General features: G+C 72.5%; 10 protein-coding genes. 3 read left to right on the top strand and 7 right to left on the bottom strand.

Translation table 11 applies throughout. The annotated features are described in order from the left end of the window. The first annotated feature begins 54 nt into the window (after nucleotides 1-54). Nucleotides 55-1,347 (top strand): phenylacetate--CoA ligase PaaK, encoded by a 1,293-nt coding sequence (gene paaK, locus ACWDX6_RS26565; protein WP_451487407.1) that lies wholly within the window; start codon nucleotides 55-57, stop codon nucleotides 1,345-1,347. Here paaK and ACWDX6_RS26560 read toward each other — a convergent pair. Beyond that, on the bottom strand, nucleotides 1,335-2,870 hold the full coding sequence (locus ACWDX6_RS26560) for a fatty acyl-CoA synthetase (RefSeq protein ID WP_451487406.1): 1,536 nt from the start codon (nucleotides 2,868-2,870) through the stop codon (nucleotides 1,335-1,337). The genes paaK and ACWDX6_RS26560 overlap by 13 nt on opposite strands. A gap of 165 nt (nucleotides 2,871-3,035) precedes the next feature. Here ACWDX6_RS26560 and ACWDX6_RS26555 point away from each other — a divergent pair, with 165 nt between their 5' ends. Continuing rightward, the gene (locus ACWDX6_RS26555) at nucleotides 3,036-5,423 is read left to right on the top strand and encodes a penicillin acylase family protein (protein WP_451487405.1); all 2,388 of its coding nucleotides are present in this window, start codon (nucleotides 3,036-3,038) and stop codon (nucleotides 5,421-5,423) included. On the opposite strand, the gene ACWDX6_RS26550 is transcribed toward ACWDX6_RS26555, so the two are convergent. Next, a complete protein-coding gene (locus tag ACWDX6_RS26550) occupies nucleotides 5,413-6,519 on the bottom strand; it encodes a calcium:proton antiporter (RefSeq protein WP_451487404.1) in 1,107 nt (368 codons plus the stop codon). The two genes, ACWDX6_RS26555 and ACWDX6_RS26550, sit on opposite strands and share 11 nt — an antisense overlap. A gap of 262 nt (nucleotides 6,520-6,781) precedes the next feature. Here ACWDX6_RS26550 and ACWDX6_RS26545 point away from each other — a divergent pair, with 262 nt between their 5' ends. Continuing rightward, the gene (locus ACWDX6_RS26545; protein WP_451487403.1) at nucleotides 6,782-8,575 is read left to right on the top strand and encodes a serine hydrolase; all 1,794 of its coding nucleotides are present in this window, start codon (nucleotides 6,782-6,784) and stop codon (nucleotides 8,573-8,575) included. 59 nt (nucleotides 8,576-8,634) lie between these two features. On the opposite strand, the gene ACWDX6_RS26540 is transcribed toward ACWDX6_RS26545, so the two are convergent. From ACWDX6_RS26540 to ACWDX6_RS26520, 5 genes are all read right to left on the bottom strand, one after another. Then, nucleotides 8,635-9,543, bottom strand: a complete 909-nt coding sequence (locus ACWDX6_RS26540; protein WP_451487402.1) for a LysR substrate-binding domain-containing protein — start codon at nucleotides 9,541-9,543, stop codon at nucleotides 8,635-8,637. 167 nt (nucleotides 9,544-9,710) lie between these two features. After that, the gene (locus ACWDX6_RS26535; RefSeq protein ID WP_451487401.1) at nucleotides 9,711-10,910 is read right to left on the bottom strand and encodes a glycine C-acetyltransferase; all 1,200 of its coding nucleotides are present in this window, start codon (nucleotides 10,908-10,910) and stop codon (nucleotides 9,711-9,713) included. 127 nt (nucleotides 10,911-11,037) lie between these two features. Then, on the bottom strand, nucleotides 11,038-12,075 hold the full coding sequence (tdh, locus tag ACWDX6_RS26530) for an L-threonine 3-dehydrogenase (RefSeq protein WP_451487400.1): 1,038 nt from the start codon (nucleotides 12,073-12,075) through the stop codon (nucleotides 11,038-11,040). Between the two features lie 167 nt (nucleotides 12,076-12,242). Then, nucleotides 12,243-13,781, bottom strand: a complete 1,539-nt coding sequence (locus ACWDX6_RS26525) for a phytoene desaturase family protein (RefSeq protein WP_451487399.1) — start codon at nucleotides 13,779-13,781, stop codon at nucleotides 12,243-12,245. A 38-nt stretch (nucleotides 13,782-13,819) separates the two neighbouring features. After that, complete coding sequence (locus ACWDX6_RS26520; protein ID WP_451487398.1) at nucleotides 13,820-16,054, bottom strand: tetratricopeptide repeat protein; 2,235 nt, start codon at nucleotides 16,052-16,054, stop codon at nucleotides 13,820-13,822. Nucleotides 16,055-16,252 lie beyond the last annotated feature (198 nt).

Genomic DNA, 16,252 nt, shown 5'->3' with positions numbered 1-16,252 from the left:
GGTCGCCCGATTCACGTCACGGGCGGCGGCACAGGACGGGACGGAGTACGGCGCATGACGGAGCTGCTGGACCGGGGCGAGCGACTCGGACGTGAGGAGTTGGAGGCCCTCCAGCTGGAGCGGCTGCGCGCCACGCTCCGGCACGCGTACGAGAACGTGGACTTCTACCGGCGGTCCTTCGACAAGGCGGGGCTGCGCCCCGAGGACTGCCACTCGCTCGCGGACCTCGCGCGGTTCCCGTTCACGGCCAAGACGGACCTGCGCGACCAGTACCCCTTCGGCATGTTCGCCGTCGACCGGTCGCGCGTCCGGCGCCTCCACGCCTCCAGCGGCACCACCGGCCGCCCGACGGTGGTCGGCTACACCGACGGCGACCTCGACATCTGGGCGGACGTGGTGGCCCGCTCGATCCGCGCGGCCGGCGGCCGCCCCGGCCACCGGGTCCATGTCGCGTACGGGTACGGGCTGTTCACGGGCGGCCTCGGCGCCCACTACGGCGCGGAGCGGCTCGGCTGTACGGTCATCCCCGCCTCCGGCGGCATGACGGCCCGCCAGGTCCGGCTGATCCAGGACTTCGAGCCCGAGATCATCATGGTGACGCCCTCGTACATGCTCACGCTCCTCGACGAGTTCGAGCGCCAGGGGGTCGATCCCCGTACCACCTCGCTCAAGGTCGGCATCTTCGGCGCGGAGCCGTGGACGGAGGAGATGCGGCGGGAGATCGAGGAGCGGTTCGCCATCGACGCCGTCGACATATACGGACTGTCGGAGGTCATGGGCCCGGGGGTGGCGCAGGAGTGCGTGGAGACCAAGGACGGCCTCCACATCTGGGAGGACCACTTCTATCCCGAGATCGTCGATCCGTTCACGGGCGAGGTGCTGCCGGACGGCGAGGAGGGCGAGCTGGTGTTCACCTCGCTCACCAAGGAGGCCATGCCCGTCATCCGCTACCGCACACGGGACCTGACCAGGCTGCTGCCGGGCACGGCAAGGGTGTTCCGGCGGATGGAGAAGGTGACCGGCCGCAGCGACGACATGGTGATCCTGCGCGGGGTGAACCTCTTCCCCACCCAGATCGAGGAGATCGTGCTGCGTACGGCGGGGATCGCCCCGCACTTCCAGCTGCGGCTGACCCGTGAGGGGCGGCTCGACGCCCTGACCGTGCGCGCCGAGGCCCGGCCCGGGGCGACGCCCGAGCAGCGCGCCGAGGCGGCCCGGGCGATCGCGGTGGCGTGCAAGGACGGAATCGGGGTCTCCGTCGGGGTCGAGGTGGTCGACCCCGAGACGCTGGAGCGGTCGGTGGGCAAGATCAGGCGGATCGTGGACCTGCGGGCTCAGGACTCCTGATCGGAGAGCGCCGCGAAGCGGTCCCTGAGCTCCCGCTTGAGGATCTTCCCGCTGGCGTTGCGGGGCAGCTCGTCCACCAGGAGCACCCTCTTCGGCGCCTTGAAGTGGGCGAGCCTCTCCCGGGCGTGGTCGAGGAGTTCGGCCTCGGTCACCTCCCCGCGCGGTACGACCACCGCCGTCACCGCCTCGATCCAGCGCTCGTCGGGCAGCCCCACGACGGCGGCCTCCGCGACACCGGGGTGGGTGTACAGGACGTCCTCGACCTGGCGGGAGGCGACCAGCACTCCCCCGGAGTTGATGACGTCCTTCACCCGGTCCACGACGGTGAAATAGCCCTCGGCGTCGCGTACCGCGAGGTCGCCGGAGCGGAACCAGCCGTGGCGGAACGCCTCCTTGGTCTCCTCGGGCTTGCCCCAGTAGCCGTCGCACAACTGCGGTGAGCGGTAGACGACTTCGCCGGGGGTGCCGTCGGCGACGTCCTCGCCGTTCTCGTCGACGACCTTGGCCTCGACGAAGCGGACCGGCCGGCCGCAGGAGTCCATCCGGCCCTCGTGCTCGTCGGGCCGGAGGACGGTGGCGAGCGGGCCGATCTCGGACTGTCCGAAGCAGTTGTAGAAACCCAGTCCGGGCAGCCGTTCGCGCAGCCGCTCCAGAACGGGCACGGGCATGATCGAGGCGCCGTAGTAGGCCTTGCGCAGGGCCGACAGATCGCGGGCGGTGAAGTCCGGGTGCTGGGACAGGCCGATCCAGACGGTCGGCGGGGCGAAGAGGCTGTCGGCGCGGCCCTCCTCGACCAGGTCGAGGAGCACGGCCGGATCGGGTCCGTCGACGATGGTGTTCTCCGCGCCGACCGCGAGATAGGGCAGCAGGAAGACGTGCGTCTGCGCCGAGTGGTAGAGCGGCAGCGCGTGGACCGGCTTGTCGTCCTCGTGCAGGTCGAGCGCCTCGATGGCGCTGGCGTACTCGTGGACCAGCGCGCGGTGGGTCATCATCGCGCCCTTCGGCAGGGCGGTGGTCCCGGAGGTGTAGAGCAGTTGGACGTACTCTCGGGCGTCGCGGTCGGTGTCGTACGTGTCGGGCTCGGCGAGCGCGGTCAGGAGCGAGTCGTCCGTGTCGCGTAGCGCCTTACGGGCGAAGCCGTCCGGGACGCGGTCGGCGAGGCCGGGGTCGGTGAGGACCAGGGACGTCCCGGACTGCTCCAGGATGTACGCCAGATCCTCGCCGGTGAGGTGGTGGTTGACCGGCACATGGATCAGGCCGGCGCGCGAGCAGGCCAGGAAGGCGATCAGATACGCGTCGGAGTTGTGGCCGTAGGTCGCGAGCCGGGCGCGCTCGGCCAGCCCGTACCGCTCCCGCAGCACGGCGGCCGCGGTGGTCACGGCGGCGTCCAGTTCCGCATAGGTCCATGCGCGGTCGGCGTACCGTACGGCGATCCGGTCGGGGACACGCTGGGCGCTCATCCGCAGGACGCCGTCGACGGTACGGGTGAGAAGTCGTCGTTCCCAGGCGTGTCGTCGTTCCATGGCGTGATCCTCGGCCCGTCCCGAGGGCGGGTCAAGTGGGCCGGGGGACACCGGGTGGGCGGCGGAACGCTTCGACCTCGGATACCGAACGGGATGTTGACATTGCGGTGCTCGGCTGCGTGCATGGTCCGATCCGCCGTCCACGCCCCTCTGTCGGGAGGAACGTTGAACCTCCGTACCCGTCTGAAACAGCTGGCTCTCACCGGCGCGGCCCTCGCCACCGTCACCGCCTCGCTGCCGGCCGCCGCGGTCGCGGACTCCGGCGGCCGGCACCACCGACCCGCGGAGCGGGGCCTGTCGGCGGTCATCCGCTACACCGAGTACGGCATCCCGCACATCGTCGCAAAGGACTACGCCGGCCTCGGCTTCGGCACCGGCTGGGCGCAGGCCGCCGACCAGATATGCACCCTCGCCGACGGCTTCGTGACGGTGAACGGCGAACGCTCCCGGTACTTCGGCGCGGACGGGGCCCCGGACGGCTCGCTCTCCTCGGCCGCCACCAACCTCTCCAGCGACCTCTACTTCCGGGGGGTACGGGACGCGGGCACGGTCGAGTCACTCCTGAACCGGCCCGCCCCGTCCGGTCCGAGCGGTCAGGTCAAGGAGCTGATGCGGGGCTGGGCGGCCGGTTACAACGCGTGGCTCAAGGACCACCGGATCACCGACCCGGCCTGCGCGGGCGCCGCCTGGGTCCGCCCGGTCACCGGGCTGGACGTCGCCCGGCGGGGGTTCGCGGTCTCCGTGCTCGGCGGGCAGGGCCGCGGCGTCGAGGGCATCACGGCCGCCCGGCCGCCCGCCGCCGCGGCGCCCGGCTCGACGAGCGGCCCGGACCCGGCGCGTACGGCCGCCGCGGCCCGGGAGCTGTTAGCGGCCGAGAACGCCACCATGGGCTCCAACGCCGTCGCCTTCCACGGCAGTACGACGGCGAACGGGCGCGGACTGCTGCTCGGCAACCCGCACTACCCCTGGCAGGGCGGCCGCCGCTTCTGGCAGTCGCAGCAGACCATCCCCGGCGAACTCAACGTCTCCGGCGCCTCGTTGCTGGGCACGCCCGTCGTCAACATCGGCTTCAACGAGCGGGTGGCCTGGAGCCACACGGTCGCGACGGGTGTCACGCTCAACCTTCACCAGCTGACGCTGGACCCCGCCGATCCGACCTCCTATCTGGTCGACGGCACGCCGGAGCGGATGACCCGGCGGACCGTGACCGTTCCGGTGAAGGACGGCGGCACCGTCACCCGTACGCAGTACTGGACCCGGTACGGGCCGGTGGTCACCGGGCTCGGGCCGCAGCTTCCGCTGCCGTGGACGGCGACGACCGCCTACGCCCTGGGCGACCCCAACGCCGTCAACCTGCGCGGGTCCGACACCGCGCTCGGCTTCGGCAAGGCGCGCTCCACCGAGGACATCCTCCGCACGCTGCGCCGCACCCAGGGCCTGCCGTGGGTCAACACCATCGCCGCGGACTCTGCCGGGAACTCGCTGTTCACCCAGTCCCAGGTCCTCCCCCGGATCACCGACGAACTGGCCGAGCGCTGCTCCACCCCGCTCGGCAGGGCGACGTACCCGGCCTCCGGTGTGGCGGTCCTCGACGGCTCGCGGGGCGACTGCGCGCTCGGTTCGGACCCGGACGCCGTACAGCCCGGCGTCTTCGGCCCCTCGAAGATGCCGGTGCTGCGGAACGCGCCGTACGCGGCGAACTCCAACGACAGCGCCTGGCTGGCCAACGCCGACCGGCCGCTGACCGGTTACGAACGGGTCTTCGGCACCATCGGCACCCCGCGCTCGCTGCGCACCCGCGGCGGGATCGAGGATGTGGCGGCGATGGCAGCCGGGGGCCGGCTGACGGTGGCGGACCTGGAGTCGCAGCAGTTCGCCAACCGGGCTCCCGCCGGTGACCTGGCCGCGGCCGACGCGGCGCGGGCGTGCCCCTCGGTGCTTCCCGGGGACGAGGAAGCCTGCCGGGTGATCGGCGCCTGGGACCGCACGGTGGACACCGGCAGCCGCGGAGCGCTGCTCTTCGACCGGTTCTGGCGGAGGTTCACCGGTGGGGTGCCTGTCCCGGAGCGGTGGAAGGTGCCGTTCTCGGCCGCCGATCCGGTGCGTACCCCGCACACCCTGAACACCTCGTCGGCCGGCTTCGGCAAGGCGCTCACCGACGCGGTCGCGGAGCTGCGGGCGGCCCGGATCCCGCTGGATGCCCCGCTCGGCGCCCACCAGTTCGTGGTGCGCGGCGGCAAGCGGATCCCGGTGAGCGGCGGCACGGAGGCCCTGGGGATCTGGAACAAGACGGAATCGGTGTGGGATCCGGCGGGCGGCGGCTACACGGAGGTCGCGCACGGGACGAGCCATGTGCAGGCGGTGGGCTGGGACGGCAGCCGCTGCCCGGTGGCCCGCACCCTGCTGACGTACTCCCAGTCGTCCAACGTCCGCTCGCCGCACTTCAGCGACCAGACGGAGCTGTACGCGGGCGAGCACTGGGTGACGTCGCGGTTCTGCGAGAGGGACATCCTCGGCTCGCCGGAGCTGAGGGTCGTGCGCGTCAGGGGCTGAACGACAGGAAGACGAAGGCGGCGAAGATCGAGAGGTGGACGCCGCCCTGGAGGAGAGTGGCCCGTCCGGGCACCACGGTCAGGGCGCTCACCGCGGCGGTGAGCGCCAGCAGCACCATGTGCAGGGGGTCCAGGCCGAGCACCAGGGGCCCGGACAGCCAGATCGAGGCGAGCGCGATCGCCGGAATCGTCAGGCCGATGCTGGCGATCGCGGAGCCGTAGGCGAGGTTGAGACTGGTCTGCATCCGGTCCCTGCGGGCCGCCCGCACGGCCGCGAGGGTCTCGGGCAGCAGCACCATCAGGGCGATCACCACGCCGACGACGGCCTGGGGAAGGCCCGCCGACTCGACGCCGTCCTCGATGGTCGGCGAGACGAGCTTGGCGTTGCCGACGACGGCGACGAGGGCGAGGACCAGGAGACCGAGGCTGGTCCAGGTCTCCCGGACGGTCGGCGGCGCGGCGTGCACGTCCTCCGACTGGGGCGCGTCCTCGCCTTCGGGCGGGACCGGCAGGAAGTAGTCGCGGTGCCGGACGGTCTGGACGGTGACGAACACCGCGTACAGGCAGAGCGAGGCGACGGCGGCGAAGGCGAGCTGAGCGGTGGAGAACTCGGGGCCCGCGTGGCTCGTGGTGAACGAGGGCAGCACCAGCGTCATGGTGGCGAGGGTGCAGACGGTGGCGAGCGCTCCGCCGGACCCCTCGGCGTTGAAGACGGCGACACGGTTGCGGAGCGCTCCGACCAGGACGGAGAGTCCGACGATGCCGTTGCAGGTGATCATGACGGCGGCGAAGACCGTGTCACGGGCGTAGGCGGAGGCCTTGTCGCCGCCGCCCGCCATGAGGGTGACGATCAGTCCGACCTCGATGACCGTGACGGCGACGGCGAGGACCAGCGAGCCGAAGGGCTCGCCGACGCGGTGGGCGACGACCTCGGCGTGATGGACGGCCGCCAGGACGGCGGCGACGAGACAGAGCGCGATGAGGGCGACGGCGAAGCCGGGCAGCTCGCGCCCCCAGGCGACGCCGAGGGCCACGGCCGCCACGACCGGTCCCCAGGTGGTCCACTGCCGTGTCAGCTTCGCCGCGCTCGAACTCATGATCAGCATACTGCCACAAAGGGTACGATCAGCGCCCATAAGCCCCGGCGGCCGGAGGTCTCACGCGCTGCACGGCGCGCTCGTCTTCATGGGCGGCACGGATGCCGCAGTGGATCGGACGAGGGAAGAAATTTGCTGATGAAGTGTCAGATTCTTTGCGCCGCCGCCCACTTCCTTGACGCACCCGCACCCCGGTAAGAAAGTTTCAGGCGATACGGGTGTGCCCGAAGGATTCTTTCAGCGGTGTGGGAGAGGGTAGGGGATGACGGAGGAATCGGCAGCGGGTCCGGTGGACCGGGGAGTCGGTCGCCGCGCTTTCGGCGGCGGACTGCTCGCTCTGGGAGGTGCGGTGATGGTCGGCTCGATCCCGGGGGTCGCCGCGGCCTCCGGGGGCGGCGGCGGGGGCGGGCGGCTCACGCTGCGGCACGGCACCGCCGAGCGGGCCGGGCTGCTTCCCGGGCATCTGGACCGGCTGGTCGCCGACGCCGAGAGGTTCCTCGGCCCCTCCCCCAAGCACCCCTGGTACGCGGGGGCGGTACTGCTCGCCGGACGAGGCGGGACGGTCGCGCTGCACCGCGCCGTCGGATCGGCCGTACGGTACGCGCGGTACGACGAGAAGACGGACACCGGCGTCGAACTTCCCCCCGACGAGCGGATCGCGATGGTTGAGGACACCGTCTTCGACCTCGCCTCCGTCTCCAAGCTCTTCACCTCGGTCCTGGCGGTCCAGCAGATCGAGCGCGGGGCGCTGGAACTGGAGGCGAAGGTCACGGCGTACCTGCCGGAGTTCGGCGGTGGCGGGAAGCAGGACGTCACCGTCCGTCAGCTGCTCACCCACACCTCGGGCTTCCGCGCCTGGATCCCGCTCTACAAGGAGCCGACCCGGGAGGGGAAGCTGCGGCTGCTGTGGAACGAGACCCTCGCCGAGCGGCCCGGCACGAGGTACCTCTACTCCGATCTGAACCTGATCTCGCTCCAGCTGATCCTGGAGGAGATCACCGGCCACCCCCTGGACGTCCTGCTCCACGACGAGATCACCGCTCCGCTGGGGATGGACCGCACGCGGTTCAATCCCCCGCCGTCCTGGAAACCGGGGATCGCGGCGACGGAGGACGCCCGGCTCCCCTGGTCGGGCCTCGACCGGGGCATGGTGTGGGGCGAGGTCCACGACGAGAACGCGCACAGCATGGGCGGCGTCGCCGGGCACGCGGGGGTCTTCTCCTGCGCCTGGGACCTCGCCGTGCTCGCCCGCACCCTCCTCAACGGAGGCGCGTACGGCCGCGCCCGCATCCTCTCCCCCGCGTCCGTCGAGCTGATGTTCACCGACTTCAACACCGCCTTCCCCGGCGACGAGCACGGCCTCGGCTTCGAGCTGTACCAGCACTGGTACATGGGTGCGATGGCCACGCCGCGCACGGCCGGGCACACCGGCTTCACCGGCACCAGCCTCGTGCTCGACCCGACCACCGACGCGTTCCTCGTCGTGCTCGGCAACTCCGTCCACCCCGTGCGTAGCTGGCGCTCCGGCTCCGCGCCCCGGGTCGCCGCCGCGAACAACCTGGCCCGCGCCGTGCCGGTCCGGCCGGCGCGCGGCCGGACGGCCTGGTTCTCGGGGATGGCGAGCGCGGCCACCGCGACGCTCACCCTGCCCCCGCTCACCGGCGCACGACGGCTGGAGTGCGCGCTGTGGTGGGACACCGAGCCGGTCACCGACGCCGCGTTCCTGGAGGCGTCGCGGGACGGCGGCGCGACCTGGGGGCCGGTCCCGTTCACGACCGTACGCGGAGGTGGGCGGCCGCGGGAGCACCCCGGCGGCTCGGTGAGCGGCTGGTCGGGGCGGGTCTGGCACGAACTGACGGCCGATCTGCCGGACCGCGCCCCCGGCTCCGTACGGCTGCGCTGGCGGTACACGACGGACCAGCGGTATGTCGGGCGGGGAGTGTACGTCGACGGGCTGCGGGTGGTGGGCGGCGACGGCCGGGCCCTCTTCGACGAGGCGCGGCCGTCGGACGCGGGCCGGATCGAGGCGATGGGCTGGAGCAGATCGGCGGACTGAGCCGCGTCCGGCCACGCGCCGGGACCGCATCGCCGGGGTGGCACGGCTCGGGCGCCCGCTCAGTCGCGCGGTTCGGCCGCCGTTCGCAGGGCCGCGAGGACCGGGCTGATCAGGGGGTGTTCCTCGGCTCCGCGGCGTACCGCCGCGAAGACGCGGCGGGTCGGGGCGACCCCGTCGACCGGCCGGACGACGACGGCGTCGAGTTCCATCCCGCGCAGCGCCGAACGCGGCACGAGCGCCACACCCGCCGCGGCCGAGGCCAGCGCGACGACGGCGCGGAAGTCGTCGGAGGAGTGCTCCAGGCGGGGCTCGAAACCGGCGTACTCGCAGGCCAGGACGGTGACGTCATGACAGGGGTTGCCGGTGGACTGGCCGATCCACGCGTCCTTGGCGAGGTCCGCGAGGGCGACCCGCTCGTCGTCGGCGAGCCGGTGGCCGACCGGCAGGACGGCGTCGAAGGGCTCGGCGTACAGCGGTACGCGGGTGAGCCGGGCGTCGTCCGCCCCCGGCGCCCCCCGGTACTCGACCGCCACGGCGACGTCGACCTGCCGGTCCAGGACCATGAGCAGGCTCTCGTCGCCCTCCGCGTCCCGCACCCGCACCCGGATGCCGGGCGAGGTGCGGGCGAGACCGGTGATGGCGGGGGCGACGACCAGGCCGATACCGGTGGCGAAGGCCGCCACCGTGACCGTGCCGGCCTCGCCGGAGCCGTACGCGGCGAGCTCGGACTCGGCGCGTTCCAGCTGGGCCAGGACCGCGTTGGCGTGGTTGAGCAGGATCTCGCCGGCCGGGGTGAGCCGCGCCCCGCGCGCACTGCGCTCGACCAGCCGGTGGCCGGTCTCCTGCTCCAGGGCCGCGAGCTGCTGGGAGACCGCGGAGGGGGTGAGATAGAGCGCGGCGGCAGCCGCCGTGACCGTACGGTGGTCGGCCACCGCCCGGAGGATGTGCAGCCGCCGCGCTTCGATCATGCCCCTAGGGCCCTTCTTTCGGATCAGGCCCGATCAGCGAGCGGCGTCTGGTGCGTGCAGATGCAAGGCGGAGGAGGGAGTCCATGCGAAGCATAGGCGACCGACGACAGCGCGGCAGATGCGCGTGCCAGACGCCGCGAGCCCGGCACGATCCGGAAGAAGGGCCCTCAGTCTCGCAGGGCGGCGCGGGCGTCGACGAACGCGTCGACCGCGCGGTTGACGTCCTCGGTGGAGTGCGCCGCCGAGAGCTGGACGCGGATGCGCGCCTGGCCCTGGGGCACGACGGGGTACGAGAAGCCGATCACGTACACGCCGCGCTCCAGGAGCAGCTCGGCCATCCGTCCGGCCTCGGACGCGTCGCCGATCATGACGGGGGCGATGGCGTGGTCGCCGGGGAGGATGTCGAAGCCCTCCTCGGTCATCCGGGAGCGGAACAGCGCGGTGTTGGCGCGCAGCCGCTCGCGCAGGTCGCCGGCCGACTCCAGGAGGTCGAGGACCTTCAGGGAGGCGGCGGCGATCACCGGGGCGAGGGTGTTGGAGAAGAGGTACGGGCGGGAGCGCTGGCGCAGCAGGGCGACGATCTCGGCGCGGGCGGCGACGTAACCGCCGGACGCGCCGCCGAGGGCCTTGCCCAGGGTGCCGGTGATGATGTCGACGCGGTCCATGACGCCGTGCAGCTCGGGGGTGCCGCGTCCGCCGGGGCCGACGAAGCCGACGGCGTGCGAGTCGTCGACCATCACCATGGCGTCGTGGCGCTCGGCCAGGTCGCAGATCTCGTCGAGCGGGGCGACGTAGCCGTCCATCGAGAAGACGCCGTCGGTGACGATCAGCTTGCGGCGGGCGCCGCCGTCGGCCGCCTCCTTGAGCTGCTGCTCCAGGTCGGCCATGTCGCGGTTGGCGTAGCGGAAGCGGCGGGCCTTGGAGAGGCGGATGCCGTCGATGATGGAGGCGTGGTTGAGGGCGTCGGAGATGACGGCGTCCTCGGGGCCGAGGAGCGTCTCGAAGACGCCGCCGTTGGCGTCGAAGCAGGAGGAGTAGAGGATCGTGTCCTCCTGGCCGAGGAAGGAGGACAGCCGCGCCTCCAGCTCCTTGTGCACCTCCTGCGTCCCGCAGATGAAGCGCACGGACGCCATGCCGTAGCCCCAGCGGTCGAGCGCCTGGTGGGCGGCGGCGATCACCTCGGGGTGGTCGGCGAGGCCGAGGTAGTTGTTGGCGCAGAAGTTGAGCACCTCACCGGGCTGCCCCCCGGCGGTGACGGCGACGGTGGCGGACTGGGGGGTGCCGATGACCCGCTCGGGCTTGTGCAGACCGGCGGCGCGGATCTCGTCGAGGGTGGTGCGGAGGTCGTCGCGTACGGAGGAGAACATTCGGGGTCCTTCAGGAAGCGGGAAGCGGGAGGGGCGAGTGAGCCGAAGGGGCGCCGCGGGTGTCGAAAGGGCGAGCACGGTCGTCCGTCGGCACACGCATCAGGCGCCCCGGAGGTGAGCCGAACCCTCAGGAAGAAGGCGCGGTCCAGTCGAGGATGATCTTTCCGCCCTTGCCGGAGGCCGCGTCGTCGAAGGCGGCCTCGAAGTCGCGGTAGTCGTACCGGCCGGTGATCACGGGGGCGAGGTCGAGCCCGCCCTCCAGAAGCACGGACATCGCGTACCAGGTCTCGTACATCTCGCGGCCGTAGATGCCCTTGATGGTGATCATGGAGGTGACGATCTTCGACCAGTCGACCGAGAAGTCCTCGGCGGGCAGGCCCAGCATCGCGATCTTGCCGCCGTTGGTCATGTTGGCGACCATGTCGCGCATGGCGCGCGGGTTGCCGGACATCTCCAGGCCGACGTCGAAGCCCTCCTTGAGGCCGAGTGTGCGCTGGCCGTCGGCGATGGTCCGCTCGGCGACGTTCAGGGCCAGCGAGACGCCCGCCTTGCGGGCGAGGTCGAGGCGCTCCTCGCTGACGTCGGTGATGACGACGTTGCGCGCGCCCGCGTGCTTGGCGACGGCGGCTGCCATGATGCCGATCGGGCCGGCGCCGGTGACCAGCACGTCCTCGCCGACGAGCGGGAAGGACAGGGCGGTGTGCACGGCGTTGCCGAAGGGGTCGAAGATCGCGGCCACGTCGAGGTCGACGGCCACCCGGTGGACCCAGACGTTGGACGCGGGCAGGGCGACGTACTCGGCGAACGCGCCGTCGCGGCCGACGCCCAGCCCGACGGTGGCACGGCAGAGGTGGCGGCGGCCGGCCAGACAGTTGCGGCACTTGCCGCAGACGAGGTGCCCCTCGCCGCTGACCAGGTCGCCGACCTTGATGTCCGCGACGTCACGGCCGGTCTCGACGACCTCGCCGACGAACTCGTGGCCGAGGGTGAGCGGCGTGGCGATGGTCTTCCGGGCCCAGCCGTCCCAGGAGCGGATGTGGAGGTCGGTGCCGCAGATACCGGTCCGCTTGACCTTGATCAGGACGTCCGCGGTGCCGATCTCGGGCTCCGGCACGTCCGTGAGCCAGAGACCCGGCTCCGCCTTCTGCTTGACCAGTGCCTTCAATGCCTTGGCTCCCGACGTACGAGTCCTGTGAGTGAGGGGGTCCGGGCGCGGTTTCACGCCAAGATCCCGCAGGAGAATCTTCCGTACGCCGGGCCGCTGGTCCATCGAGGTTTTCTTAAGCGCGGTCGCAGGTCAGCTTCACGCCGCTGGTGGGGACGGGCCGCCGGTCAACGTCCGAGCACCGCCATCGCCGCATTGTGACCGGGGATGCCGCTGACTCCGCCGCCCCGGACGGCTCCCGCTCCGCACAGCAGGACGTTGGCGTGGGCGGTTTCGACACCCCAGCGGCCCGCGCCTTCCTCCCCGTAGGGGAAGGAGAGGTCGCGGTGGAAGATGTGGCCGCCGGGCAGCCGCAGCTCGCGTTCGAGGTCGAGCGGGGTCTTCGCCTCGACGCAGGGGCGGCCGTCGGCGTCGAGGGCGAGGCAGTCGGTGAGCGGTTCGTCGAGGACGGCGTCGAGCTCGGCGAGGGTGGCCTTGAGGAGTTCGGCGCGGGTGGTGTCGTTGTCGGTGGCGAACAGCCGGGCGGGGGTGTGCAGTCCGAAGAGCGTCAGGGTCTGGTGGCCCTGGGCGGCGAGGTCGGGGCCGAGGATGGTGGGGTCGGTCAGCGAGTGGCAGTAGATCTCGGACGGCGGGGTGCTCGGCGGCCGGCCGGCGGCGGCTTCGGCGTACGCGGTCGCCAACTGGTCGTAGCCCTCGGCGATGTGGAAGGTTCCGGCGAACGCCTCGCGCGGGTCGACGGACCGGTCCCGGAGCTTCGGCAGCCGGGTGAGCAGCATGTTGACCTTGAGCTGGGCGCCTTCCGCGGGCGGCGGGGGTGTCGCGCCGAGCAGGGCGGCGAGGGCCTGCGGGGAGGCGTTGACCAGCACGTGGCCCGCCTCGACGGTGGCCTCCCCGTCCGCCGTGCGGTAGGTGACCTCGGCGCGGCGGCCGTCCGTCTCGACGCGGGTCGCCTCGTGTCCGGTGCGGATCTCCGCGCCCGCCGCGCGGGCGGCGTCCGCGAGGGCGTCGGTGAGCGCGCCCATGCCGCCGACGGGGACGTCCCAGTCGCCGGTCCCGCCGCCGATGACGTGGTAGAGGAAGCAGCGGTTCTGGAGCAGGGAGGGGTCGTGGGCATCGGCGAAGGTGCCGATCAGGGCGTCGGTGAGGACGACGCCGCGTACGAGGTCGTCGGTGAAGGTCGCTTCGACGGCGGCGCCGAGGGGCTCCTCGAACAGCATCCGCCACGCCGTCTCGTCGGCGACGCGGGCGCGCAGCTCGGCGCGGGTGGGCAGCGGTTCGGTGAGGGTGGGGAAGACGCGCTCGGCGACCTCGCCCGTACGGCCGTAGAACGCCTGCCAGGCCTCGTACTCGCGGTCGGAGCCGGTGAGCGCGGCGAAGGAGGCGCGGGTGCGGTCGGGGCCGCCGCCGACGAGCAGCCCGCTGTCGCCCTTCGGGGTGTACGAGGAGATGGACCGTTTCCGCAGTGTGAAGCGCAGCCCCAGGTCGCGCACGATCTTCGGCGGCAGGAGGGAGACGAGGTAGGAGTAGCGGGAGAGGCGGGCGTCGACGCCGGCGAAGGGGCGGGTGGAGACGGCGGCGCCGCCGGTGGAGCCGAGGCGTTCGAGGACGAGGACGGTGCGTCCGGCGCGGCCGAGGTAGGCGGCGGCGACCAGTCCGTTGTGGCCGCCGCCGACGATGACGGCGTCGTACGAGCGCTGTGCGGTCATGTCTCTTGCTAGCACGCGAAGATCGCCGGCGAAAGACCCTAGGCATGCCTCGGAGCGGGGTGGCGGAGCGCGGCTACCTTGCGGTAGAGCTCGACGGCGGCGGCGTGCCGGCCGAGCTGTTCCAGGCAGTGCGCCTCGTCGTGGCGGCCGGCCAGCGTGTCGGGGTGCGTTTCGCCGAGGACGCGCTCGCGGACCTCGGCGACCTGCCGGTGGACCGGCAGGGCCTCCTCCCAGCGGTCGAGCCGGCCGAGGGCGACGGCGGTCTCGCGGAGGCTGACCAAGGTGTCCGGGTGCTCCGCCCCGAGCACGCGCTCGCGGACGGCGCGGACGGCACGCGCCTCGGCGAGGGCCTCGTCCCAGCGGTCCGCGCGCCCGAGGTTGACGCCCAGCGCGTGGCGGGCGCGCAGTGTCTCGGGATCCTCCGCGCCGTGGACGCGGGTGCGGGCCGCCACGAGGTCGCGGAAGAGGTCCACGGCCTCGGCGCCCCGGCCGAGCCGGCCCAGACAGATCCCGGCCTCGTAACGGGCGGCGAGCGTGTCGGGGTGGTCGGCGCCGAGGACGGAGTCGCGTGCCGTCGCGACCTCCCGGTAGCCGGACAGCGCCTCGGACCAGCGGCCCAACCGCCCCAGCGTGTAGGCGACCTCGTAGCGGGTCACCAGGGTGTCGGGGTGCTCGGCGCCGAGCAGCCGGGCCCGCGCCTCGGCCACCTCGCGGGCCATCCGGTACGACTCCTCGGTGCGGCCGAGCCTGCCCAGGTTCAAGGCGAGGTTGTGGCGGCAGCGCAGCGTGTCGGGATGGTCCGGTCCCATCGTGCGCTCGCGGGAGGCGAGCACCTCCGTGTACAGCCGGTGTGCCTCGAAGTGCCGCCCGAGACGGCCGAGTACGTAGGCGGTCTCCTGGCGGGCGGCGAGCGTGTCGGGGTGGTCGACACCGAGGAGGCGTACCCGGCCCTCGCCGACGCGGTCGAACTCGCGCAGGGCGTCGGCCGGGCGGGCGAGCCTGCTGAGCGTGAAGGCGTATTCGTAGCGACTGGCGAGGGTGTCGGCGTGGTCGGGGCCGAGGACCCGTTCGCGGTCCTCGGTCACGGAGCGGAGCACGTCCCGTGCCTCGTCCCAGCGGCCGAGCCGGCCGAGGCCGAGTCCGGCGCGGTGCCGCCCGGCGAGGACGGCGAGCAGTTCGGCGGACGGGGCGGGGCGCGCGGGCGGGGAGTGCTCGGCCGGCGGAAGGAGGCGGGAGGGGCGGGTCCACACGCCCGTGAGCCCGGCGGCCGGGTCGTAGGCCGGTTCCCGGGGCGCGAGCGGGCCGGTGATCGCCTTGTGGCCGGCGGTCATGCCCCGCGTCCAGTACGGCAGTCGGGGCGGAGCGGACTCCACCGGGGCCGGGTCGAGGACCTGGGCGGGGACGGAGACGACCGGGACGCCGCCGGTGCGGGCGGTGACGATCCGGCGGCGCAGATCGGCGGCGTCGGCGGGCCGCCCGTCCGGCGTCTTGGCCAGCAGATCGAGGACGATCCGGTCGAGGTAGTCGGGGAGTTCGGCGCGGCGCGTGCGCAAGGGTTCCGGCGGGGTGTCGCGGTGTCCGACGAGGACGGCCCAGGCGTCGTCGAGGTCGAAGGGCGGGACGCCGGTGGCGATCTCGTACAGCACGCAGCCCAGCGAGTACAGGTCGCTGCGGTGGTCGATCTCGCCGCCGCTGATCTGCTCGGGCGACATGTAGTGGGGGGTCCCCATGGCGATGCCGGTGCCGGTGAGCCGCGAGGTGAAGCCGATGTCGGCACCGAGGCGCGCAATCCCGAAGTCGCAGATCTTCACGGCACCGTCGCCGAGCCGCATGATGTTGGCAGGCTTGAGGTCCCGGTGCACGATGCCCTGGCGGTGGGTGTACGCGAGTGCGTCGGCGACCTGTTCGGCGATGTCGACGACATCCTGGACCGGCAGCGGGTGCTGCTTGTTCTCCTCCAGGAGCTGGCTGAGGTTGTGACCCTCCAGCAGCTCCATCACCAGGAACAGCACGCCGTCGGACTCGCCGAAGTCGTGGACGACGGTGACCCCGCGGTGCTGGAGGGAGGCGGCGACGCGCGCCTCGCGCCGGAAGCGCTCGCGCACCACCCTGGTGAAGTCGGGGTCCCGGTGGGGACCCAGCGGCTTGAGGCACTTGACCGCGACGCGGCGGCCGAGCGATTCGTCGGTGGCGCGCCACACCTCGCCCATGCCGCCGCGCCCGATCACGTCGTGCAGCCGGTAGCGGCCCTGGATCAGCCTGGTCTCCGCCATCGCGTGCTGTCGCCCCCGTCGATTCGCCACGCCCTCCCCGGGCCCGTCCAGTATGGCGGCCCGCCTGCGGAGTTTGTACGGTGCGGGGGCGGTTCCGCGTGTCAGCGCCAGATGGTCTGGATCGAGTCGAGCTGGACCCAGGTGATGGGGTTGCCGCTGTTGGCGCCGAAGATGGTCACCGTTCCGGCGGGGCTGATC

The sequence above is a fragment of the Streptomyces sp. NPDC003027 genome (genome assembly GCF_053591435.1).
The sequence above is the reverse complement of the archived record's forward strand: the minus strand, read 5'-3'. Positions and strand labels throughout refer to the sequence as shown.

Coding starts and splice junctions, on each gene's coding strand:
- ACWDX6_RS26520 (WP_451487398.1), bottom strand. CDS start 16,054: ATGGCGGAGACCAGGCTGATCCAGGGCCGCTACCGGCTGCACGACGTG.
- paaK (WP_451487407.1), top strand. CDS start 55: ATGACGGAGCTGCTGGACCGGGGCGAGCGACTCGGACGTGAGGAGTTG.
- ACWDX6_RS26540 (WP_451487402.1), bottom strand. CDS start 9,543: ATGATCGAAGCGCGGCGGCTGCACATCCTCCGGGCGGTGGCCGACCAC.
- ACWDX6_RS26525 (WP_451487399.1), bottom strand. CDS start 13,781: ATGACCGCACAGCGCTCGTACGACGCCGTCATCGTCGGCGGCGGCCAC.
- ACWDX6_RS26545 (WP_451487403.1), top strand. CDS start 6,782: ATGACGGAGGAATCGGCAGCGGGTCCGGTGGACCGGGGAGTCGGTCGC.
- ACWDX6_RS26560 (WP_451487406.1), bottom strand. CDS start 2,870: ATGGAACGACGACACGCCTGGGAACGACGACTTCTCACCCGTACCGTC.
- ACWDX6_RS26550 (WP_451487404.1), bottom strand. CDS start 6,519: ATGAGTTCGAGCGCGGCGAAGCTGACACGGCAGTGGACCACCTGGGGA.
- ACWDX6_RS26535 (WP_451487401.1), bottom strand. CDS start 10,910: ATGTTCTCCTCCGTACGCGACGACCTCCGCACCACCCTCGACGAGATC.